Raw genomic sequence first — 22,170 nt, forward strand, 5'->3', positions numbered from 1 at the left:
CCCTGGAAAGGGGCGCGGGGAACTGCGCAATCTTTTGCCTTTGAGGGGCGCGGGGAACGGCGCGACCAGCCACAACGCACCCGCACCCGAAGACGCACCCCTTAAGGCGCGACCTCCACAGCCGCAAGCGACTTCTTCCCCCGCCGAAGCACCACCCACCGCCCGTGCAGCAGGTCGGCCGCGGAGACAACCGCGTCCTCGGAGGCGACCTTCACATTGTTCACGTACGCGCCCCCCTCCTTCACGGCCCGCCGCGCGGCGGACTTGCTGGGCACGAGCCCGACCTCGGCGAACAGGTCGACCACGGACCCCGGCTCGGCCACCCGCACCCGAGGCAGCTCGGACAGCGCGGCACTCAGCGTCGCCGCGTCGAGTTCACTCAGCTCTCCCTGCCCGAACAGCGCCCGCGAAGCGGCGATCACGGCGGCGGTCTGCCCGGCCCCGTGCACCAGCGTCGTCAGCTCCTCCGCCAGCGCACGCTGCGCCGCACGGGCCTGCGGACGCTCCTCGGTCAGCTTCTCCAGCTCCTCGAGCTCCGCCCGGGACTTGAAGGACAGGATCCGCATGTACGTCGAGACGTCACGGTCGTCCACGTTCAGCCAGAACTGGTAGAACGCGTACGGCGTCGTCATCTCCGGGTCGAGCCAGATGGCCCCGCCCTCGGTCTTGCCGAACTTGGTGCCGTCCGCCTTGACCATCAGCGGCGTCGCGATGCAGTGCGCCTGGGCGTCCGGCTCCAGGCGGTGGATCAGGTCCAGGCCCGCCGTGAGGTTGCCCCACTGGTCGCTGCCGCCCTGCTGGAGCGTGCAGCCGTACCTCCGGTACAGCTCGAGGAAGTCCATGCCCTGGAGCAGCTGGTAACTGAACTCCGTGTAGCTGATGCCCTCCTGGGACTCCAGACGCCGGGCGACCGAGTCCTTGGTGAGCATCTTGTTGACGCGGAAGTGCTTGCCGATGTCCCGCAGGAACTCGATGGCCGACAGACCGGCCGTCCAGTCCAGGTTGTTCACCATGACCGCGGCGTTCTCGCCCTCGAAGGACAGGAACGGCTCGATCTGGGAGCGCAGCCGGCCGACCCAGTCGGCGACCGTCTCCGGGTCGTTCAGCGTGCGCTCCGCCGTCGGGCGCGGGTCGCCGATCTGACCGGTCGCCCCGCCCACCAGGGCCAGCGGGCGCAGGCCCGCCTGCTGGAGCCGGCGCATGGTGAGGACCTGCACCAGGTGCCCGACGTGCAGGGAGGCCGCGGTGGGGTCGAAGCCGCAATAGAACGTGACGGGACCGTCCGCGAGCGCCTTGCGCAATGCGTTCTCGTCGGTGGACAGGGCGAACAGCCCGCGCCACTTCAGGTCGTCGACGATGTCCGTCACGGTTCTCATGTCTCCTAGCAAGATCTTCGTGCAGTCGGAAGGACAGCCCAGGGGGCAGCCGACCGCGTGGCTACCGAGGTTATACGCCCTGACTGACAGAGCTCATATTGAAATCCGGCACCCGCAGCGCCGGCATCGCGGCCCTGGTGAACCAGTCGCTCCACTCGCGCGGCAGCGTCTTCTCGGTCCGCCCCGCCTCGGTCGCCCGCCCCAGCAGCCCCACCGGCGACTCGTTGAAGCGGAAGTTGTTCACCTCGCCGGTGACCTCGCCGTTCTCCACGAGGTAGACGCCGTCCCGGGTCAGCCCGGTCAGCAGCAGCGTCGCCGGATCGACCTCGCGGATGTACCAGAGGCAGGTCAGCAGCAGCCCGCGCCCGGTCGCGGCGACCATCTCCTCCAGAGAGGTGTCGTCGCCGCCGTCGAGGATGAGGTTCCCGATGCCGGGAGCCACCGGCAGCCCGGTCAGGGCCGCGCTGTGCCGGGTGCTCGTCAGGCGCTTCAGCTCGCCCTCGCGGACCCACTCCGTGGCCTTCAGGGGCAGTCCGTTGTCGAAGACGGAGGCGTCGTCCCCGGAGGAGTGGGTGAGGACGAAGGGGGCGCTTTCGAGCCCGGCCTCGTTCGGGTCGCTGCGCAGGGTCAGCGGCAGGTCGGTGAGCCGGTCGCCGACACGCGTGCCGCCGCCTGGCTTGCTGAACACCGTCCGGCCCTCGGCCGCGTCCCGGGCCGCCGCCGACCACAGCTGGTAGATCAGCAGGTCGGCCACGGCGGTCGGCGGCAGCAGCGTCTCGTACCGCCCGGCGGGCAGGTCGATCCGCCGCTCCGCCCAGCCCAGCCGGACGGCCAGCTCGGCGTCGAGCGCCGCCGTGTCGACGTCCTGGAAGTCCCGCGTGGAGCGGCCGGCCCACGCCGAGCGCGTACGGTCCGGGGACTTGGCGTTCAGCTCCAGCGTCCCGTTGGGCTGGTCGTGCCGCAGGCGCAGCCCCGTGGACGTCCCCAGGTAGCTGGTGACCAGCTCGTGGTTGGCGAAGCCGTACAGTTCACGGCCGCCCGCACGCGCGCGTGCGAACGATTCGCCGAGCGCCGGGGCGAAGTCGGTGAACACCGCCGACGAGGTCTCGGCGGGCGCGTCCGTGAAGTCGGGGGAGGCGGGCACGCCCTCGACGAGCGGCTGCGCGTCCTCCGCGGGGCCCGCCCCGCGTGCCGCGGCCTCGGCGGCCCGTACCAGCGGCTCCAGTTCGTCGGCGGTCACCGCGGAGCGCGAGACGACTCCGGAGGCGGTGCCCTCACGGCCGTCGACCGTGGCGACGACGGTCAGGGTGCGCCCGCGCGTGACACCGTTGGTGGTCAGCGCGTTGCCCGCCCAGCGCAGGTTCGCGGTCGACCGCTCGTCGGCGATGACGACACATCCATCCGCCCGGGACAGCGCGAGGGCGCGCTCGACGATCTCGTGCGGCTTGTTCGTACGAGGACTCATCGCCCGGCCTCCTGCGTGGTGTTGAGGATGTTGACGCCCTTGAAGAGGGCGGAGGGGCAGCCGTGCGAGACCGCCGCGACCTGGCCCGGCTGGGCCTTGCCGCAGTTGAAGGCGCCGCCCAGGACGTAGGTCTGCGGGCCGCCGACGGCCGCCATCGAGCCCCAGAAGTCCGTGGTCGTCGCCTGGTAGGCGACATCCCGCAGCTGGCCCGTGATCTGCCCGTTCTCGATCTTGAAGAACCGCTGGCCGGTGAACTGGAAGTTGTAGCGCTGCATGTCGATCGACCAGGACCGGTCGCCGACGACGTAGATCCCGCGGTCGACGCTCCCGATGAGGTCGTCCGTGGACATCCCCGCCGGATCGGGCCGCAGCGACACGTTCGCCATGCGCTGTACGGGCACATGGCCGGGCGAGTCGGCGTACGCGCAGCCGTTGGACCGCTCGAAGCCGGTCAGCTTCGCGATCCTGCGGTCCAGCTGGTAGCCGACGAGCGTGCCGTCCTTCACCAGGTCCCAGGACTGCCCGGCCACGCCCTCGTCGTCGTACCCGACGGTCGCGAGTCCGTGCTCGGCGGTGCGGTCGCCCGTCACGTTCATCAGCTCGGAGCCGTACCGCAGCTTGCCCAGCTGGTCGAAGGTGGCGAACGAGGTCCCGGCGTACGCGGCCTCGTACCCGAGCGCGCGGTCCAGCTCGGTGGCGTGCCCGATGGACTCGTGGATGGTCAGCCACAGGTTGGACGGGTCGACGACCAGGTCGTACACCCCGGCCGTGACGCTCGGCGCCCGCATCTTCTCCGCCAGCAGCTCCGGGATCCGCCCCAGCTCCGCCTCCCAGTCCCAGCCGGTGCCGGTGAGGTACTCCCAGCCGCGCCCGACGGGCGGCGCGATCGTGCGCATCGAGTCGAACTCGCCGCTCGACTCGTCGACGGCCACGGCGGTCAGCTGCGGGTGCAGCCGGACCCGCTGCTGGGTGGTCACCGTGCCCGCGGTGTCCGCGTAGAACTTGTTCTCGTGCACGGTCATCAGCGAGGCGTCGACATGGCTGACACCGGGCGCCCCGAGCAGCCGCGCACTCCACTCGGCCAGCAGCCCGGCCTTCTCCTCGTCCGGTACGGAGAAGGGGTCGATCTCGTACGAGGAGACCCACGTCCTGTCCGCGTGCACGGGCTCACCGGCCAGCTCGACGCGCTCGTCGGAGCCCGCCGCCTTGATCACCTTCGCCGACAGCTTGGCCATGGCCACCGCCTGCGACGCCACCTTCGCGGCGGCGTCCATCGTCAGATCGACGCCGGAGGCGAACCCCCAGGTGCCGCCGTGCACGACCCGTACCGCGTACCCGAGGTCGGTCGTGTCCGACGACCCCGCCGGCTTCGCGTCCCGCAGCCGCCAGGACGCGCTGCGCACCCGCTCGAACCGGAAGTCCGCATGGTCGGCGCCCAGCGCCCGCGCCCGCGCGAGCGCCGCGTCGGCCAGGGCCCGTAGCGGCAGTGCCGTGAAGGCTTCGTCGATGGAATGGGGCACGGAGGTCTCCCTTGTTGTCGCCTGTCGGTTCCGATCATGTCGCGCGGGCGGGCCCGACGGCCAGGCTTTTCTGTAGGGACCCGACAGCGAGTCCCCCGAGCCACTGTCGGTGCCCGATTCTCCGCGAGGCCGACCGTACCGATAGGTTTTCGAGGTACCAGACCGGCTATCGAAAGGGTGATCCGTTGAGCCGCTCGGTTCTCGTCACCGGAGGAAACCGGGGCATCGGCCTCGCCATCGCCCGCACGTTCGCCGACGCGGGCGACAAGGTCGCGATCACGTACCGTTCGGGCGAGCCCCCGGCCGCCCTCACCGAACTGGGCTGCCTCGCGGTCAAGTGCGACATCACCGACACCGAGCAGGTGGAGCAGGCCTACAAGGAGATCGAGGCCGCGCACGGCCCCGTCGAGGTCCTCGTCGCCAACGCCGGTGTCACCAAGGACCAGTTGCTGATGCGGATGTCCGAGGAGGACTTCACGTCCGTCCTGGACACCAACTTGACGGGCACCTTCCGGGTCGTGAAGCGCGCCAACCGCGGCATGCTGCGCGCGAGGAAGGGCCGTGTCGTCCTGATCTCCTCGGTGGTCGGCCTCCTCGGCTCGGCCGGCCAGGCGAACTACGCGGCCTCCAAGGCCGGCCTGGTCGGGTTCGCGCGCTCGCTCGCCCGTGAGCTGGGCTCGCGCAACCTCACCTTCAACGTCGTCGCGCCCGGTTTCGTCGACACCGACATGACGAAGGCGCTCACCGACGAGCAGCGCGAGGCCATCGTGAAGCAGGTGCCGCTCGGCCGCTACGCGCAGCCCGAGGAGATCGCCGCAACGGTGCGGTTCCTCGCCTCGGAAGAGGCCTCGTACATCACTGGAGCCGTCATCCCCGTAGACGGCGGACTGGGAATGGGTCACTGATCACCATGAGTGGAATTCTTGAGGGCAAGCGGGTCCTGATCACCGGTGTGCTGATGGAGTCGTCCATCGCCTTCCACACCGCGAAGCTGGCCCAGGAGCAGGGTGCCGAGATCATCCTGACCGCGTTCCCGCGGCCCACGCTGACCGAGCGCATCGCACGGAAGCTTCCCAAGCCCACCAAGGTCATCGAGCTCGACGTGACCAACGACGAGCACCTCGGGCGGCTCGCCGAGGTCGTGGGCGCGGAGCTGGGCAGCCTCGACGGCGTCGTGCACTCCATCGGCTTCGCCCCGCAGGACGCCCTCGGCGGCAACTTCCTGAACACGCCGTTCGAGTCGGTCGCCACGGCCATGCACGTCTCCGCCTTCTCGCTGAAGTCGCTGACCATGGCCTGCCTGCCGCTGATGCAGAACGGCGGCGGCTCGGTCGTCGGCCTCACCTTCGACGCCCAGTACGCGTGGCCGCAGTACGACTGGATGGGTCCGGCCAAGGCCGCCCTGGAGGCCACCAACCGCTACCTCGCCCGCGACCTGGGCAAGCAGAACGTGCGCTCCAACCTCATCTCGGCCGGTCCGATCGGTTCGATGGCCGCCAAGTCCATCCCGGGCTTCGGCGAACTGGCCGCCGTCTGGGACGACCGCGCGCCCCTGGAGTGGGACCTCAAGGACCCCGAGCCGGCCGGCCGCGGTGTCGTCGCCCTGCTCAGCGACTGGTTCCCGAAGACCACCGGCGAGATCATCCACGTCGACGGCGGGCTGCACGCGATCGGCGCGTAGTCACCGCCGCGCAGGTGCTTCCACGGTGGCGCCCCGTTCCCCGCAGTGCGCGGGGAGCGGGGCGTCACCCGTTCGGCCCCACCGGCCGGGCGGCCGTGAGGGGTAACGGCCCACTCTGGAGGAGGAGTTCTCCGAAGCAGGAGTTCTTCTCCCGAGATGCCCTCCAGAGCCCGGCCGAGGAGGTCCCTTTGTGCGCCTGTCCCAGGCCCGATGCACGCATCGGCTCCACAGGAACGGCTTCGCGGCAGCCCCCGCCGCACTGTTCGCCGCTCTGACCCTGCTGCTCGCGGTGCCCTCCGACGCCGCCTCGCACTCCGCGCACGGCCCACACATCGCGCACGGCGCGGGAACAACGCCCCACGCGCGCGTGCCCGCTGAGACACGGCCCTTCGGAGCGGCGTGCCGGACGGTCGTCGAGGGCTCACACGTGACGGCGTACTGCCACAACCCGTATCCGGAGTCCGACCATGTCGGTCTGCACATCGAGTGCGACCGGTGGTGGGACATCGACGCCGACGGGGCGAGGGTCGAGGCGGGCCCCGCGCAGAACGTCCGGCTGACCGGCCGCTGCTGGAAGGAAGTCCGCTCGGCGTGGGTCAGCCACGGGAAGTGACGTTCCCCGCCTGCCCCGGCCGTCCTGACTGTCCCGGCTGCACCGACTGTCCCGCAGGCCCCGCAGGTCTCTCGGTCTGGGCACGCTCCGCCGGCTCGGACCGCCCCGGGCGGCACAGGAGGAACGGGTAGCCGGCCGCCTCCGAGGCCGCCGTGTGCGCGTCGCCCGCGCGGATCGCGTCCACCAGGCGCGTGTGGTCCATGTGCGTCTCGGGCGTCAGCTCCTCGCCGACGTCCTCGCGCAGCCAGTCGCGCACGACCTCGCCCAGGTCCGCGTACATCGCCGTCATGACGTCGTTGTGGGACGCGGCGACCACGGCCAGGTGGAAGGTCGTGTCGGCGGTCACGAAGGCCTCCGTGTCGCCGGACTCCCAGGCCTCCTCCCGGCGTACGAGGAGGGCGTCCAGCTGCTTCAGATCGCGCTCGGTACGGCGCTCGGCGGCCAGCCTCGCCGCGCTCGACTCCAGCGTGGAGCGCAGCTCGGCGATGTGCCGCGGGTCGGCGTCCGCGAAGCGGCGGTGCATCACACCGGCCAGCTCGCTGGTCGCCAGCACGTACGTGCCCGAGCCCTGCCGGATGTCGAGCAGACCGTTGTGCGCGAGGGCCCGCACGGCCTCCCGGACCGTGTTGCGGGCCACTCCCAGCTGCTCGACCAGCTCGGGCTCGGTGGGGATGCGGGAGCCCACCGGCCACTCTCCCGAGGTGATCTCGTTCCGCAATGCGGCGATGACCTGCTCGGACAGGGCCGAACGGCGAGGGTGGCTCAGGGGCATGACGGTCCTTCGCGCCAGGGGGTTGGACAACCAATCATCCCATGATTCTATGATGGGGTTCATGACAGGCGAGGAAACCAGGACGACCGTGTCCCCATCGATGCCGACACAGACACCGATACGCAGCTCCGCACAGGACGTGGACCTGGACACGCCCCCCACGCGCGCGTGGATGACGCGTCTGGTGATCGTCGGCATCGTCCTGACGGCCCTCAACCTGCGCCCCGCCATCACCAGCCTGGGCGCCCTCCTGGAAGAGGTGCGCGACGGCCTCGGCATGAGCGGCAGCGTCGCCGGGCTCCTCACCTCCGTACCGCCGCTCTGTTTCGCCGTCTTCGGCGTCATGGCACCGCGCCTCGCCCGTCGCTTCGGACCCGCCGCCGTGGTCTGCGCGGGCATGGTGGCGATCGGTACGGGTCTGGTGCTGCGGCCCTTCGTCGGGGGCACCGCGGGCTTCCTGGTCGCCAGCGCCCTCGCCCTCATGGGCATCGCCGTCAGCAACGTCCTCATGCCGGTGATCGTCAAGCGCTGGTTCCCGGACCGGGTCGGCACCATGACCGGCCTCTACTCCATGGCCCTCGCCCTCGGCACCGCCGCCGCGGCCGCCGTCACCGTGCCCATGACCCGGGCCCTGGGCGGCAACTGGCAGACGGGCCTCGCCGTCTGGGCCTCCCTCGCGGCCGTCGCCGTCCTGCCCTGGATCCCTCTCGTACGGGCCAAGGGCACGCCCCTGTCCGCCGACGCGGCTCCTGGGGGCGCCGCCCCGGCCACGGCCCCGAGCACGGCCTCCGGAGCGCGTCAGGAGGCCGCCCCGCTGCGGATCACCCGCAGCCGTACCGCCTGGGCGCTCGCCGTCTTCTTCGGGCTCCAGGCCACCGCCGCGTACATCACGATGGGCTGGATGGCGCAGATCTTCCGGGACGCCGGCGTCCCGGCGGGCACCGCAGGACTGCTGCTCGCGGTCACGATGGTGATGGGCGTGCCCCTGGCCTTCGTCATCCCGCGGCTGGCCACCCGGCTGCCCCACCAGGGGCCCATCGTCGTCGCCCTCGGCCTCTGCGGGTTCGCCGGCTACGCGGGGCTCTATCTCGCCCCGGCCGCCGGCGCCTGGGCGTGGGCCCTGCTGCTCGGCATCGCCAACTGCGCGTTCCCGCTGGCCCTCACCATGGTCGGCATGCGGGCCAGGACCGGCGCGGGGGTCGTACAGCTGTCGGCCTTCGCGCAGAGCACCGGCTACCTCATCTCGATCCCCGGCCCGCTGCTGGTGGGCGTCCTCTACCAGCACAGCGGCGGCTGGGGGCTGCCGATCGCGCTCATGGCGGGCCTGATGGTCCCGCAGATCGTGGTGGGCGTCCTGGCGGGCCGCGACCGCACGGTGGAGGACGAGGCCGCGCGGTGACCACCGCTCCCGGACCGTGCGGTGATCACTCCTTCCGGGCCGCGCGACGAGCGCCGCTTTCGAACCGCGCGGCGACCGATCCCTCCGGACCGCGTGACGAGCGCCGCTCCCGGACCGCGCGGCGACCGCACCTCCCGCCCCGCACGGCGACCGCTCCTCCCGGGCGGCGCGACGACCGCCCTCGGACACCGACCCCACCCGTGAGGATCCGGGCGAAGAGTGCGAGACTGGGCCCATGCCCGTGCTCGATCCGAACCCCAAGAACGGCCAGAAGAAGATGCTCCTCGTCTTCGGCGCGTTCCTCCTCATCTTCGTGGTCATCGGCGTCATCGCGTCCATCGCCTCACCCTGACCGTCCCGCCCTGATCGCGCTCCGCCGAGCCCTCGTGGCAGCGAAGGGTGGGGTTATCCCCCCGTCCCCTAGGGGGTGAGTGTCAGGGTCAAGTGGGTGGATCACCGGATGGGTTGAGGGTTCCCGAGTCCGTACCTTCGAGATGTGACCGCGAGGACGCGGACCACGGACCACTCGAAGCCCCACGGAGGCGGCATGTCGGCCCCAACGCACACCCCGCCCCACCCGGCGACCGGGCGCGGCGTCGAGACGCGACTGCCCTGGTGGGCGCTGCTCCTCCCCGCCCTCGCCTTCGCGGCGCTCCTGCTGCTGATACTGAACCCGGCGGACGCCCACGCGGCGGGCACGGACCCGGCGGTCGGCAGCCTCTTCGAGCGGATCCAGCAGCTGGTGCTGCACCAGGGCGCGTGAGCCGCCCGCGCCCCGGCTCGTGAGATCGTGCCGCGCCAGGGGCTCCTGAGCTCCCCGTGCCCCATGGTGGGGCAGCGCATCAACTCCCTGCGCCCCGTGGCGTGTTTCATGCGAAGCTGGGACCCATGAGCGTCGCAGAACCCCGCAGGATTGTCCTTTTCCGGCATGCGAAGGCCGACTGGCCCGAAGTGCCCGACCACGAGCGTCCGCTGGCCGAGCGGGGCCGCAAGGACGCCGCCGTCGCCGGACGCAAGCTGGCCGACACCGGCATCCCCTTCGATCTGGCCCTCTGCTCCACCGCGACCCGGACCCGCGAGACCTGGAAGCTCGCCGTCCAGGAACTGCCGCACCGGCCGAAAACGGTCTACGAGGAGCGGCTCTACGAAGCCTCCCCGGGCGAGCTGATCGCCGTACTGAACGAAACCCCGGACGACGCGCAGAACGCCCTCCTGATCGGGCACAACCCCGGAGTGCAGGGCCTCGCCGACATCCTGGCGGGCCGGTCCGAGGCCGACGCGAAGGGAGGGGTGAGCCGCGAGTTCCACCCCGCCGCGTTCGCCGTGCTCTCCTTCACCGGGTCGTGGAAGAGCCTGGAGCCCGGCGCGGCCACCCTGCTCGACTACTGGGACCCGTCCGAGTGAACGGACCGTGAGCGCGGACGGGGCCCGGCACCACGACGGTGCCGGGCCCCGTCCCTGTCGCGGGAGACCCCGGGTGCTCGCGGAAGCGCGCACACGAGGGCTGTCAGTCGACGTGCATGTCCGCCGCCTCGACCTCTTCGCGCGTCACGCCCAGCAGGTAGAGGACCGTGTCCAGGAAGGGGAAGTTCACCGCGGTGTGCGCGGCCTGGCGCACCACCGGCTTGGCGTTGAAGGCGACTCCGAGACCGGCCGCGTTGAGCATGTCCAGGTCGTTGGCCCCGTCACCGATCGCCACCGTCTGCGAGATCGGAACGCCCGCCTCCGCGGCGAACCGGCGCAGCAGCCGCGCCTTGCCCGCCCGGTCCACGATCTCGCCGATCACCCGGCCCGTCAGCTTCCCGTCGACGATCTCCAGCGTGTTGGCCTGGGCGAAGTCCAGCCCGAGCCGTTCCCGCAGATCGTCCGTCACCTGCGTGAAGCCGCCGGAGACGACACCGACCTGGAAACCGAGCCGCTTCAGTGTGCGGATCAGCGTGCGCGCCCCCGGTGTCAGCCGCACCTCGCTGCGCACCTTGTCCACCACGGAGCCGTCGAGCCCCTTGAGCAGCTTCACGCGCGCGTGCAGGGACTGCTCGAAGTCCAGCTCGCCGCGCATCGCGGCGGCCGTCACCTCGGCGACCTCGGCCTCGCAGCCGGCGTGCGCCGCGAACAGCTCGATGACCTCGTCCTGGATGAGCGTGGAGTCCACGTCCATGACGACCAGGCGCTGGGCCCGCCGGTGCAGCCCGGCCGCGACCACCGCGATGTCGACGCCGAGTGCGGCGGCCTCGGTCACCAACGCGGTCCGCAGTGCCTCCGGCTCCGTACCGGACACCGCGAACTCGACCGCGGTCACGGGGTACTTGGCCAGCCGGAAGATACGGTCGATGTTGCCGCCGGCCCCGGTGATCCGGGCGGCGATGGCGGCCGTCGACTCCGCGGTGAGCGGATGTCCGAGAACGGTCACCAGCGACCTGCCGTGCCCGCGGGGCCGGTTGTCGCCGTGACCGGAGATGATCTCGGTCTGCAGCCGCATCGAGTCCGCCCAGCTGTGCACGGTGGCGCGCAGATCGCCCTCCAGGCCGGCCGGCGGATGCGTCACGAGCGCGCACAGCACGATCCGGCCACGGGTGACGACCTGCTCGATGTCGATCACGTCGACCGAGTAGGCGGCGAGGGTGTCGAAGAGCCCGGCGGTGATACCGGGACGGTCCTTGCCGAAGATCTTGACGAGGAGAGTGGGGACATCAGTGGGAACATCAGGGGTCTGTGATGCGCTCATGGTGCTTACACCGTATCCGGCACTCCGTGCCGAATGCCCCCGAGGTCCGCCTGACGGACGGGGAACAGTACATGTCGCCCGGGTGTCCCCGGCCTTCACGGGCCGTGTCGGCCCCGCGCCCGCTCTCCGGTCAGCGGCGCCCGCCCGGCCTGCGGGGCGGCGGCGGGGGAGGCAGCTCGTCCGGCGGGGGAGGCGGCCCGTCCTGCGACGAGCGGGGCCGGCGCCGGGCTCCGGGCCGCGGAGGCCCCGGACGGGGCGTCGGCGGGAAGGGGCCGATCATCGTCTGCGCCCCGTACACGTCGTCCGGCACGTCGTCCGGCGGACGCGAGCCCGGTGGCTGACCACCGCCGCCCGGAGGCTGCCCGCCAGGCCCTGATTGCCCACCAGGAGGCCGTGGCCGGCCACCAGGGGGCTGCGGCTGCCCACCGGGAGGCCGTTGCTGTGTGCCCGGGGCGCGGGGCTGTGCGCCGGGCGGCCGGGAGCCGCCGGGGGTCTGGGGGCCGGAGCGCCGTCCGGGCCCTGACTCCCGTAATTCGTCGGGGATCCGCAGATAGGGGTTCGTCTCCGGGTTCGTCGGCCGGAACGGCGTCCCGGGACGGTACGGACCGGCCTCCCCGGCCGGCTGCCCCGCCGCCTGCCCGGCCACCTCCGCGTACGAGGCGACGGCCTCCGGCGCGGTCGCGTCCGCGTCACCCCGTGCCGGCGGCGCCGCCTGACGGCCGGCCGCACCCGACGCGCACGCGAGCAGCGCACCCACCGCGCCCGCGACCGCGCCCCACAGCGCGCCGAGCAGCAGCGCCATGCCGAGCTGCCCGCGCAACTCGATCCCGGAGTCGAACGCGTCTATGCCGAGCACGGACAGCGAGGCGTTCACGGACACCTCCGTCAGCCAGACCAGCAACGGCAGCACCAGCGCGGTCACGATCGCCAGCCGCAGTGCGCAGCGCGCCGCGAAACCGAGGACGCCCCGCTCCCGTACGAACGGGGTGCGCGCCGCGGTCAGGACGCCCGCGAACAGCATCATCAGGGCCGCCGCGATGCCCAGCAGCCAGACCCGGCCGTCCAGTTCGGCCAGCCTGGCCAGGGTCACGGGCTTGTCGGAGAACTTCAGGAGGTCGTCCATGGGATCCGGCAGGAACTGCAGGAACGGACCCGTGGCCGTCCCGTCCCACGGCACGAAGAGCCCGATCGGGATACCGAGCCACACGCCGTTGGGCGCCCCGAGCAGGGCGGCGCCGGCGATCCGTTTCGGGTTGTCGTCGCCGATCGCCGCGTACGCCGCCGCCGCGAAGCCCGCGAGGACCGCCACCAGCAGGACCGTGACGAGCGCGGACACCGCGGGACGCACCACGCGGTGCACCGCCGTCCAGCCGCCCGGCAGCGGGGTCCTGCGCGAGGCCAGCAGCGCGATCAGCAGGATGCCGAGGACCCAGCCGAGGCCGCCGAGGAGCGTCGGCACGGTGTCGACGGTGAAGCCCACCTTGGCGTTCGCGTCCGCGAGGTCCCCGAGCCGGTCCGGCAGCAGACCGCCGATGTTGCCGAGTCCGGGCACCTCCACGTCGTCGGGGACCCCGCCGCCCGGCAGCTTGTCGAGCCCGAGCGCACCGCCGTCGATCGTGATGATGTCGTGTCCCGCCCAGGCGAGACCCCCCAGTAACGCCACGAAGAGGGCGGCCACCGCGCCCGCCCGCGCCAGCAGTTCGGCGGGCGCGATCACCGCGCCCGCCCCGCGCAGGGAGCGCAGGAAGAACCAGGACAGCAGCAGCGCCCCCACCAGGCTCACCCCGAGTGGCGTGATCTGGAGGGCGGTGTCGGCCTGGGCACCTTCCAGCCCGAACGCCGACATATCGCCCGAGGGCGTCACCGAACCGCCCGCCCCGAGCGCCACGAGCGCCGCGGTCATCGGCCCGAGCGAGGCCGTCTCGTCGGCGCCGAGCAGATGCAGCCCCAGCGCGGCCACGCCCGCCATGCCGATCAACGCCCAGCTCACGGCGGCGATCGAGGACAGCAGCACATCGCCCACCGGCACGCGCCTGCCCTGTCCCACGGACCCGTCGCTCATCATCAGCCCCCCGACTCCGCACCCGCGACACCTCCGCCGCGGTGTCCCCCTCGCGTGGGATTACCACTCTCCGGTCCGGTTTCAACCCCGTCAACGGAAACGGACAAGACGCCCGTACTCGGTCTTCGAGAGGCCCGACTTTCGGTCAGGGGCCTCCTACTGAAATAGTTCCCCACGATGTTCGACATCCCTAGACTCCCTGTGTTGGGGGTACATCGGGGGACAACACAGTGGGGCATGGAGTGCCGGAACTCGTACTGGAATTGAACGGACGGACCTGGACGCTCGAAGCGTCCAGGCCATACACCCTCGGACGCGATCCGCAGGGGGACATCGTGCTCGAGGACGCCAGGGTGTCCTGGCGTCACGCCACGATCAGCTGGGGCGGCCGCAGTTGGGTCATCGAGGACCACGGCAGCACCAACGGCACATTCGTGCAGGGGCAGCGGATCCATCAGATGGAGATCGGCCCCGGCTCGGCCGTGCACCTCGGCAACGCGACCGACGGGCCACGCCTGAGCCTGACGGGCGCCGCGGCCGCGGCACCGCAGGCACAGCCCCAGCAGCAGCCGTACGCCGCTCAGGGCGCCCCGGCGGCCGGCTGGGCGCAGCAGACGCCGCAGGCGCCCGAGCAGAGCTGGCAGCAGTCGCAGCAGGGGCAGCAGGGCGGGCACATCCCGCAGCAGCAGGGCTCCGGCGGCGCCGCGGGGGCGCCGCCGGTCTACGGCGACCGCAGCCCGACCACGTTCCACCAGATGTCGCTGGGCCGCGTGATGCGGATCGGCCGTGCGCTGGAGAACGAGCTGGTCGTCTCCGACCTGCAGGTCTCGCGGCACCACGCCGAGTTCCACGCGACGCCCGACGGGCGCTACGAGATCCGTGACCTCGGCTCGCACAACGGCACGTTCGTCAACGGTATGCCGATCGCCAAGGGCGGCTCCGCGCTGCTCGGCGCGAACGACATCGTCGGCGTCGGCCACTCGACGTTCCGCCTGGTGGGCGACCGCCTCGAAGAGTTCGTCGACACCGGTGAGGTCTCCTTCTCGGCCCGCCACCTGACCGTCACGGTCGACGGCGGCAAGCAGATCCTCAAGGACGTCTCCTTCGGCGTGCCGGAGAAGTCGCTCATCGCGGTCATCGGACCCTCCGGCTCCGGCAAGTCGACGCTCCTCAAGGCGCTCACGGGCTACCGCCCCGCCAACGAGGGTGACGTCCTCTACGACAACCGAAACCTCTACAAGCAGTTCGCCGAGCTGCGTCAGCGCATCGGTCTGGTCCCGCAGGACGACATCCTGCACAAGGAACTGACCGTCAAGAAGGCCCTCAAGTACGCGGCCAAGCTGCGCTTCCCCGCGGACACCACGACCCAGGAGCGCGACTCCCGGATCGACGAGGTGCTGCGCGAGCTCAAGCTCGACATCCACAAGGAGAAGAAGGTCACCTCCCTCTCCGGTGGCCAGCGCAAGCGCGTCTCGGTGGCCCTGGAGCTGCTGACCAAGCCGTCGCTGATCTTCCTGGACGAGCCGACCTCCGGCCTCGACCCGGGCATGGACCGCGATGTCATGCAGCTGCTGCGTGGCCTCGCCGACGACGGCCGCACGGTCCTCGTCGTCACGCACTCCGTGGCCGAACTGGCCATCTGCGACAAACTTCTGGTCATGGCGCCCGGCGGATCGGTGGCCTATTTCGGTCCGCCCGAGGAGGCACTGAACTTCTTCGGCTACGACACCTGGGCCGATGTCTTCTCCGCCTTCGAGAACTACCGCGACTACGACTGGGCGGGCCGCTGGAAGGGCTCGCAGCACTACCAGATGTACGCCGCGGACATCGACGCGGTCGCCCCGCAGTCCGTAGCCATGCCGCCGCCGCAGGCGATGCGCCCGCCGAAGCCCCAGGGCTGGGTCTCCCAGCTCGGCACACTGGTCCGGCGGTACGTCTCGGTCATCGCGTCCGACAAGGGCTTCCTGGCCCTGACGGTGATCCTGCCGGCGGTCCTCGGCGCGGTCAGCCTGCTCATCGAGCCGGACAAGACGCTGCTGGTGAACACGAAGCTGCAGCCCAACGGCCTGCCCATCCCGAACAGCACGGCCGCGACGGTGCTGCTGATCCTCGCGGTGGGTGCCTGTTTCGCGGGCGCCGCGAACTCGGTCCGTGAGCTGATCAAGGAACGGGTCATCTACGAGCGCGAGCGCGCGACGGGCCTGTCACGCTCCGCGTATCTGATGTCCAAGGTGATCGTCCTCGGTGTCATCACCATGTTCCAGGGCGCGCTGGTCGGCGCGATCGGCTTCATGAGCCGGACGATCCCCGACAAGGGACTGATCCTCGGTGGCGCGGTCGCGCTGGAACTCTCCCTGCCGATCATGGCGCTCGGCTTCACGTCGATGATGTTCGGCCTGGTCATCTCCTCGCTGGTGAAGACCGCCGAGAAGACCATGCCGCTGCTGGTGATGTTCGCGATCATCCAGGTCGTCTTCACGGGCTGCCTGTTCCCGCTGAACGGCGCTGTCGGCGTCAACCAGATCTCGTATCTGATGCCGTCGCGCTGGGCGGTCGGTGCCTCCGGGGCCACGCTCGACTTCAACAAGATCAACCCGCACAACACGGCCGAGACCGATCCCCTGTGGGATCACACGGCGCTGACCTGGATCCTCGACATGACGGCCCTGTTCGCCCTCGCCGCGGTCTGCGCGTTCCTGGTGGCCCGCTTCCTGCGCCGCCACGAGCCGGAGGTCATGCGCAAGTAGTACGCCGCGAGCGGCACGCGCGAAGGGCGGCACCCCGCTGGGGGTGCCGCCCTTTCCGGCGTACGGGCAGAGGTCCGCGCAGACCTCAGTACGCGCTGTTGACGTTGTCGATCGAGCCGTACCGGTCCGCCGCGTAGTTGGCGGCGGCGGTGATGTTGGCGACCGGGTTGTACTGGCTCCAGGCGGTGCCGGCGACGTGGTACGCGTCGAAGGTCGGCTTGATGACCTGCAGCAGACCGATGGACGGGACGCCGTTGATGGCGTTGATGTCCCAGCCGTTGATCGCGTTCGGGTTGCCCGAGGACTCCCGGATGATGTTGCGGTGCAGACCGTCGTACGTACCCGGGATGCCGTGCTTCTTCATGATGTCCAGCGACTGGCGTATCCAGCCGTCCAGGTTGTTCGCGTAGGTCTTCGCGGCGACCGGCTTGATCGCGGCACGCTGGGTGGACCGGCTCGCGGCCTCCTTGGCCTTGCGGGCGTCCGCGGCCTTCTTCGCCGCGGCGGCCTCTGCGGCCTTCTTCGCGGCGGCGGCGTCGGCCGTCTTCTTCTTCGCGGCGGCGGCCTGGGCGTCGGCCAGCTGGCCGCTGAGGCCGACGGTCTTGACCTTCAGCTCCTGCGACGAGAACGCGGCGGGAGCGGCGGAGACCGCGTCGGTGCTCGCCTTCGTGTCGGCGGGGGCCAGCGAGAACGCGAGGGCGGCGGCGCCGAGCGTGGCGACACCGGCGAACGAGAGCTTGTGGACCTTGGTCATGGCGGGGATGCGACCAGGAATGCTGTGCTGCTTGGGCATGGCTGGAGGACCTCTTCGAATAGCGCGGAGGCCGCTCTCGATCCGATGGGGACAAAAGGTGTTTCCGGATCTGACGCCGTGGGTAAGCACCTGCGGCATCGAGCGACGGGAGCCATTGTTAGCGGCCCGAATTTTCGATGGCAAAGGTGTGACGTACGACCTCGGGTAGTGGACCCCCAAAGGGCAAATCGGGACAGACCAATACGTCTGCCCCGCTCACCAGGAGTCCGGTTGTCTCCTATGCCCCTTCGTACGTGATGTGCGCCCTATGTGCGGGCTCACATCGGACGTCCCTCGGACTCACCAGCAGTTGCTGTGGCAATCCTCTGTGTGAGGGTTCTCCGTCGAGAGGGTGTCCGGCAGGTCCTCCGGGAGGATGAGGTGCACGTCGCCGAACTCGTGCCACAGGTAGCGCCCGCGCAGCGCCTCCTCGTACCCGCGGTCGACGGCCTCCCTGCCCGCGACCGCCTCCAGCATCAGCAGATGCGAGGCCTGCGGCTCGTGCAGCCCGGTGAGCAGCCCGTCGACGACCCGCACCCCGCGCTCCGGGGTCACCACCAGGCCGGTCCAGCCCCGCGCGGCACGCACCACCCCGTCGGGTCCCGCCGCCGACTCCACGGCGCGCACGGCCGTGGTGCCGACCCCGATCACCCTGCCGTCACCCGCCTTCGCCGCGTTGATCAGCCGCGCCGAGGTCTCCGGCACCGTGAAGCGCTCCGGGTACGGCGGCTCGTGCGCCTCGGCCGAGGCGACCCCCGTGTGCAGGGTGACGGGCGCGAACTGCACACCCCGGCTCACCAGCTCCGCCACCAGCCGCGAGGTGAAGGGCCGCGCCGCGCTCGGCATCTCCGCGCTCCCCGTCCCGTCGGCGGACGGCAGCGCGAACACGGTCTGCTACGCGGACAGCGGCTGGTCCCGCTCCGTGTAGGAGTAGCGGATGGGCCTCCCGTGCCGCCGCAGGAGCCCCGGCACGTCGGCGTCGGAGACCCGCCCCCACCACAGCCGTGCACCGCGGTCGGCAAGCGGCTCCTCCAGGACCAGCCGTACGTTCCCCGGCAGCCGCACCTCCGTCCCCGCGGGCCCGCCCCCGCGTGCGCGCGTGGTGCCCCTTCCGTCGGGCTCGCGCAGCTCCACCGCCCACCGCCCGTCGTCGCCCCGGGTGGAGAAATGCACCACCACGCGCGCGTGCCCCACTGTCCCGTCCACCGCCGCCGCCAGTGTCACGGAGGTGTTCACGACGAGCAGGTCCCCGGCCCGCAGCCGGCCCGGCAGCTCCACGAACGCGTGGTGCGACACCCGGGTCCCGTGCGAGACGAGCAGACGGACGGCGTCGCGGTCGAGCCCGGGACCCCGCTGTTCGGCCGGCACCCGGGCCGACAGCTCCTCCGGGAGCGTCCACCTCCCCGCCCGGCCGCCGTCGAGCGGAGGCACCCCCATGGCGGTCGTCATCGCTGCTCCAGCAGGGCGGGTGCCCCGTAGCGCCCACTCGCCGGACGTTCGTCGAGCAGCCTCAGGAAGGCCGGCACGACACTCGCCGGGTCGGGCCGCGGATCGTCGTCGTCCGGAACGGCCGCCGCGTAGAGGTCCGTGCCCATGTCACCCGGGTCGACCGCCCAGACCCGCAGCCCGGGCTCCTCCTCACCGAGCACCGCGGAGAGCTGGTCGAGCGCCGCCTTCGAGGCCCCGTAACCGCCCCAGGTCCCGTACGCCTCCGCCGCCGCGTCCGAGCTGACGTCGATCACCGCGCCCGCCGGCGACTCCCGCAGCAGCGGCAGCGCCTCCTGGACCAGCCCGAGCGCCGCGACCACATTGACCTCCAGCGCACGCCGGAGCCCGTCCAGAGCCAGCGATTCGAGCCGTACGAGCGGTTCGGCGCCCAGCGCGCTCGCGTTGTTCACCAGGAGATCGACACCGCCGAGCTCCCGGGCCGCCGTCACCAGATGGGTGCGGTGCGCGCTGTCCGTGACGTCGCCGGGCAGCGCCCGTACCTGTGCTCCGTACTTACTGAGGACGGCCACCGCCGTCTCCTGGAGGGGCTGTGCCGTTCTGGCGTCGAGCACCAGATCCCAGCCGCGCTCCGCCAGCGCCTCGGCGAGCGCGCGCCCCAGCCCCTTGGAGGCCCCCGTGATGATCGCTACCGGCATGATCCGTCCCCTCGTCCTCGACCGCCGCTCCGGGCGGCTGCCCTCAACGTAGGAACCCGAGGACCCTCGCCGCCTCATGCGCGGGCCGCAGTGCGCGGGGGCCCTTCGCCCTAGGTCCAGCGGACCGGGGCGGGGCCGCCACAGGGCGGATACGCGCTGTCACACCCCGCCGGTACCGTGAGGTCATGAGTCACGGACCCCGGTCGGGCCTGCTCGCGGTGAGCACCGCGCTGCTGGCCATGAGCAGGCACCTGGAGGTGCGCGACGTCCTCAAGACGATCGTCGCCTCCGCCCGCGAACTGCTCGACGCGCAGTACGCGGCCCTCGGGGTGCCCGACGACCACGGGGGCTTCGCCCAGTTCGTCGTCGACGGGGTCAGCGACGCCCAGTGGAAGGCCATCGGCCCGCTCCCGCGCCAGCACGGCATCCTCGCCGCGATGCTGCACCAGGCCCGCCCGGAGCGCCTCGCCGACGTCCGCGAGGACCCGCGCTTCGAGGGCTGGCCCGCCGCCCACCCCGACATGTCCGACTTCCTGGGCCTGCCCATCCGTGACGGCGACGAGGTCATCGGCGCCCTCTTCCTCGCCAACAAGAACTGCGTGAAACCGCAGGGCGGCTGCGGCTTCACCGAGGACGACGAGGAACTGCTCGGGATCCTCGCCCAGCACGCCGCGATCGCCCTCACGAACGCCCGCCTGTACGAGCGCAGCCGCGAGCTGACCATCGCCGAGGAGCGCTCCCGCCTCGCCCACGAACTGCACGACGCCGTCAGCCAGAAGCTGTTCTCCCTGCGCCTGACCGCCCAGGCCGCCGCCGCCCTGGTGGACCGCGATCCGGACCGTGCCAAGGGCGAACTCCAGCAGGTGGCCGCCCTCGCCGCCGAGGCGGCCGACGAACTGCGCGCCGCCGTCGTCGAGTTGCGCCCCGCCGCCCTCGACGAGGACGGCCTGGTCGCCACGTTGCGCACCCAGATCCAGGTCCTCGACCGGGCCCACTCCGCGCGCGTGACCTTCGAAAGCTGCGGCGTCCGCGCGCTGCCCGCAGCCCAGGAGGAGGCCATGCTCCGGGTCGCCCAGGAGGCGCTGCACAACGCGCTGCGGCACTCGGGCGCGGCCCGCGTCGACGTCACCGTGGAGAAGCGCGGACCGGGCGCCGTCCTGCGCGTCACGGACGACGGCAGCGGCTTCGAACCCAGGGCGACCCGCCGCGCGGGCCGCCACCTCGGTCTGGTCTCCATGCGCGACCGGACCAACGGCGTCGGCGGCGAACTCACCGTCGAATCGGCGCCCGGCAAGGGCACCACGATCGAGATGGAGGTCCCTGGTGGCTGACGCAATCAAGGTGCTGCTCGTCGACGACCACCAGGTCGTCCGCCGGGGACTGCGCACCTTTTTGGAGGTGCAGGACGACATCGAGGTCGTGGGGGAGGCGTCCGACGGCGCCGAAGGTGTCGCCCGCGCCGAGGAGTTGAAGCCCGACGTCGTCCTCATGGACCTCAAGATGCCGGGCATGGACGGCGTGGAGGCCCTGCGCAGACTCCGCGAACTGGACAACCCCGCGCGCGTGCTCATCGTCACCAGCTTCACCGAGCAGCGCACGGTGATCCCGGCCCTGCGCGCGGGCGCCGCCGGCTACGTCTACAAGGATGTTGATCCGGACGCGCTCGCCGGAGCCATCCGCTCGGTCCACGCCGGGCACATCCTGCTCCAGCCCGAGGTGGCCGGCGCACTGCTGTCCCAGGAGGGCACCAACTACGGGCAGGGCAGAAGCGGTTCGCTCACGGAGCGGGAGCGCGAGGTGCTCGGCCTGATCGCCGACGGCCGCTCCAACCGCGAGATAGCCCGCGCCCTCGTCCTCTCCGAGAAGACCGTCAAGACGCACGTCTCGAACATCCTGATGAAACTCGACCTCTCCGACCGCACCCAGGCCGCGCTGTGGGCCGTACGTCACGGTGTGACGGGCTGATGACCTGCTGATCCGCGCAACGGCCCGCCTCCGGGGCGGCAATACGGAGCGTCTCCCTCCGGACTGAGATTCATACCGTCGTGGGAATGTCCCCCGGATGGCGCATCCTTCTGAAGCCTCCGCCGTTCTTCAGTGCGTGCTGCGGCGATCTGCCGCAGTGGTTCACAAGGAAGAGGGCTCAGAAGTGAAGAACCTGAAGAAGGCCGCCGCCGTCACGATGGTGGCCGGTGGCCTCGTTGCCGCCGGTGCCGGTCTCGCCTCCGCCACCGACGGTGCGCACGCGGCCGGCCAGGCCGTGGGCTCGCCGGGTGTCGCCTCGGGCAACCTCGTCCAGGTCCCCGTCGCCATCCCCGTGAACGCGGTCGGCAACACCGTGAACGTCATCGGCATCCTGAACCCGGCGTTCGGCAACGACGGCTTCAACGGCTGACGTACGCCCCCGGTCGAACGACCACCGGCCCCCCAGGTCCGCCTGGGGGCCGGTCCGTTTTTCGGCTCGTCGGACCACTGGCCCGAACGGGCTGAACGCGCTCGTCCGCCGTGCCGTCCGGGCCCCTCGGGCGTTGCTCAGGCTACGGCCCGCGGCAGGGCCGGATACGCAATCGCAGGAGGAACGCTTTTCATGAACATCGCCAAGAAGGCCGCCCTGGCCGTCACCGTCGTCGGTATCGCAGCGGGTGCCTCGGCCGGTGCCGCTGTCGCCGACTCGGATGCCGACGGCGCTGCCGTGAAGTCCCCGGGCGTCGCCTCGGGCAACGCCGTCCAGGCCCCGATCCACGTCCCCGTCAACGTCGTCGGTGACAGCATCAACGTGATCGGGCTCCTGAACCCGACCTTCGGCAACGAGGCCGTCAACGACTGACGTCCCGCCCGGACGAGGGCCCCGCGGACCACACGGTCCGCGGGCC

20 protein-coding genes and 1 pseudogene are annotated in these 22,170 nt (G+C 71.3%); 12 read left to right on the plus strand and 9 right to left on the minus strand.

Translation table 11 applies throughout. The features are described from left to right. Nucleotides 1–101: 101 nt before the first annotated feature. The 3 genes from tyrS to ACFVH5_RS37810 all read right to left on the minus strand — a co-directional run bounded on the left by tyrS (nucleotide 102) and on the right by ACFVH5_RS37810 (nucleotide 4,361). A complete protein-coding gene (tyrS, locus tag ACFVH5_RS37800; RefSeq protein WP_385838229.1) occupies nucleotides 102–1,367 on the minus strand; it encodes a tyrosine--tRNA ligase in 1,266 nt (421 codons plus the stop codon). A gap of 79 nt (nucleotides 1,368–1,446) precedes the next feature. Continuing rightward, entirely contained in the window at nucleotides 1,447–2,841 is a 1,395-nt protein-coding gene (locus ACFVH5_RS37805; RefSeq protein ID WP_385838216.1) for a metallopeptidase TldD-related protein, read from the minus strand. Further along, nucleotides 2,838–4,361, minus strand: coding sequence for a TldD/PmbA family protein (locus tag ACFVH5_RS37810; RefSeq protein WP_385838217.1), 1,524 nt, complete (start codon nucleotides 4,359–4,361; stop codon nucleotides 2,838–2,840). The genes ACFVH5_RS37805 and ACFVH5_RS37810 overlap by 4 nt, the downstream gene beginning before the upstream one ends. A 185-nt stretch (nucleotides 4,362–4,546) precedes the next feature. Between ACFVH5_RS37810 and fabG the strand changes: the two genes are divergently transcribed. The 3 genes from fabG (at nucleotide 4,547) to ACFVH5_RS37825 (ending at nucleotide 6,655) form a co-directional block, all read left to right on the plus strand. Further along, nucleotides 4,547–5,266, plus strand: a complete 720-nt coding sequence (gene fabG / locus ACFVH5_RS37815) for a 3-oxoacyl-[acyl-carrier-protein] reductase (protein WP_107017775.1) — start codon at nucleotides 4,547–4,549, stop codon at nucleotides 5,264–5,266. Nucleotides 5,267–5,271: 5 nt separating this feature from the next. Next, a complete protein-coding gene (gene fabI, locus ACFVH5_RS37820) occupies nucleotides 5,272–6,042 on the plus strand; it encodes an enoyl-ACP reductase FabI (RefSeq protein ID WP_384814979.1) in 771 nt (256 codons plus the stop codon). 196 nt (nucleotides 6,043–6,238) lie between these two features. After that, nucleotides 6,239–6,655, plus strand: a complete 417-nt coding sequence (locus ACFVH5_RS37825) for a hypothetical protein (protein WP_385838230.1) — start codon at nucleotides 6,239–6,241, stop codon at nucleotides 6,653–6,655. Here ACFVH5_RS37825 and ACFVH5_RS37830 read toward each other — a convergent pair. Beyond that, a complete protein-coding gene (locus ACFVH5_RS37830) occupies nucleotides 6,639–7,427 on the minus strand; it encodes a FadR/GntR family transcriptional regulator (protein WP_385838218.1) in 789 nt (262 codons plus the stop codon). The two genes, ACFVH5_RS37825 and ACFVH5_RS37830, sit on opposite strands and share 17 nt — an antisense overlap. A 61-nt stretch (nucleotides 7,428–7,488) precedes the next feature. Here ACFVH5_RS37830 and ACFVH5_RS37835 point away from each other — a divergent pair, with 61 nt between their 5' ends. From ACFVH5_RS37835 to ACFVH5_RS37850, 4 genes are all read left to right on the plus strand, one after another. Continuing rightward, nucleotides 7,489–8,826, plus strand: a complete 1,338-nt coding sequence (locus ACFVH5_RS37835; RefSeq protein ID WP_385838219.1) for a CynX/NimT family MFS transporter — start codon at nucleotides 7,489–7,491, stop codon at nucleotides 8,824–8,826. Nucleotides 8,827–9,061: 235 nt separating this feature from the next. Then, nucleotides 9,062–9,178, plus strand: coding sequence for an SGM_5486 family transporter-associated protein (locus ACFVH5_RS37840; protein WP_107017780.1), 117 nt, complete (start codon nucleotides 9,062–9,064; stop codon nucleotides 9,176–9,178). Nucleotides 9,179–9,373: 195 nt separating this feature from the next. Then, nucleotides 9,374–9,589, plus strand: a complete 216-nt coding sequence (locus tag ACFVH5_RS37845; protein WP_385838220.1) for a hypothetical protein — start codon at nucleotides 9,374–9,376, stop codon at nucleotides 9,587–9,589. A 125-nt stretch (nucleotides 9,590–9,714) separates the two neighbouring features. Next, a complete protein-coding gene (locus tag ACFVH5_RS37850; protein ID WP_385838221.1) occupies nucleotides 9,715–10,230 on the plus strand; it encodes a SixA phosphatase family protein in 516 nt (171 codons plus the stop codon). 103 nt (nucleotides 10,231–10,333) lie between these two features. Here ACFVH5_RS37850 and serB read toward each other — a convergent pair whose 3' ends face one another. Continuing rightward, complete coding sequence (serB, locus tag ACFVH5_RS37855) at nucleotides 10,334–11,551, minus strand: phosphoserine phosphatase SerB (RefSeq protein ID WP_385838222.1); 1,218 nt, start codon at nucleotides 11,549–11,551, stop codon at nucleotides 10,334–10,336. Between the two features lie 130 nt (nucleotides 11,552–11,681). Next, nucleotides 11,682–13,616 (minus strand): streptophobe family protein, encoded by a 1,935-nt coding sequence (locus tag ACFVH5_RS37860; protein WP_385838223.1) that lies wholly within the window; start codon nucleotides 13,614–13,616, stop codon nucleotides 11,682–11,684. Between the two features lie 239 nt (nucleotides 13,617–13,855). Here ACFVH5_RS37860 and ACFVH5_RS37865 point away from each other — a divergent pair, with 239 nt between their 5' ends. Continuing rightward, nucleotides 13,856–16,360: an FHA domain-containing protein gene (locus ACFVH5_RS37865; RefSeq protein ID WP_385838224.1), complete on the plus strand. Its 2,505-nt coding sequence runs from the start codon at nucleotides 13,856–13,858 to the stop codon at nucleotides 16,358–16,360. 85 nt (nucleotides 16,361–16,445) lie between these two features. Here the strand turns inward: ACFVH5_RS37865 and ACFVH5_RS37870 are convergent, their stop codons facing one another. The 3 genes and pseudogenes from ACFVH5_RS37870 to ACFVH5_RS37880 all read right to left on the minus strand — a co-directional run bounded on the left by ACFVH5_RS37870 (nucleotide 16,446) and on the right by ACFVH5_RS37880 (nucleotide 19,297). Then, nucleotides 16,446–17,153, minus strand: coding sequence for a transglycosylase SLT domain-containing protein (locus tag ACFVH5_RS37870; protein ID WP_385838225.1), 708 nt, complete (start codon nucleotides 17,151–17,153; stop codon nucleotides 16,446–16,448). A gap of 300 nt (nucleotides 17,154–17,453) precedes the next feature. After that, nucleotides 17,454–18,602: pseudogene (locus ACFVH5_RS37875) on the minus strand (S-adenosylmethionine:tRNA ribosyltransferase-isomerase). Next, the gene (locus ACFVH5_RS37880) at nucleotides 18,599–19,297 is read right to left on the minus strand and encodes an SDR family NAD(P)-dependent oxidoreductase (protein ID WP_385838226.1); all 699 of its coding nucleotides are present in this window, start codon (nucleotides 19,295–19,297) and stop codon (nucleotides 18,599–18,601) included. Before ACFVH5_RS37880 ends, ACFVH5_RS37875 begins: the two are co-directional and overlap by 4 nt. Nucleotides 19,298–19,482: 185 nt before the next feature. Between ACFVH5_RS37880 and ACFVH5_RS37885 the strand changes: the two genes are divergently transcribed. The 4 genes from ACFVH5_RS37885 (at nucleotide 19,483) to ACFVH5_RS37900 (ending at nucleotide 22,124) form a co-directional block, all read left to right on the plus strand. Continuing rightward, nucleotides 19,483–20,628 (plus strand): GAF domain-containing sensor histidine kinase, encoded by a 1,146-nt coding sequence (locus tag ACFVH5_RS37885; RefSeq protein WP_385838227.1) that lies wholly within the window; start codon nucleotides 19,483–19,485, stop codon nucleotides 20,626–20,628. After that, on the plus strand, nucleotides 20,621–21,262 hold the full coding sequence (locus ACFVH5_RS37890; protein WP_385838228.1) for a response regulator: 642 nt from the start codon (nucleotides 20,621–20,623) through the stop codon (nucleotides 21,260–21,262). Before ACFVH5_RS37885 ends, ACFVH5_RS37890 begins: the two co-directional genes overlap by 8 nt. Nucleotides 21,263–21,446: 184 nt before the next feature. Further along, nucleotides 21,447–21,692: a chaplin ChpE gene (gene chpE, locus ACFVH5_RS37895; protein WP_384814948.1), complete on the plus strand. Its 246-nt coding sequence runs from the start codon at nucleotides 21,447–21,449 to the stop codon at nucleotides 21,690–21,692. Nucleotides 21,693–21,884: 192 nt separating this feature from the next. Beyond that, a complete protein-coding gene (locus ACFVH5_RS37900; protein ID WP_107017791.1) occupies nucleotides 21,885–22,124 on the plus strand; it encodes a chaplin in 240 nt (79 codons plus the stop codon). Nucleotides 22,125–22,170: the final 46 nt, after the last annotated feature.

The sequence above is a fragment of the Streptomyces sp. NPDC127119 genome (assembly GCF_042677425.1).
In the GTDB taxonomy this organism is placed as follows: Bacteria; Actinomycetota; Actinomycetes; order Streptomycetales; family Streptomycetaceae; genus Streptomyces.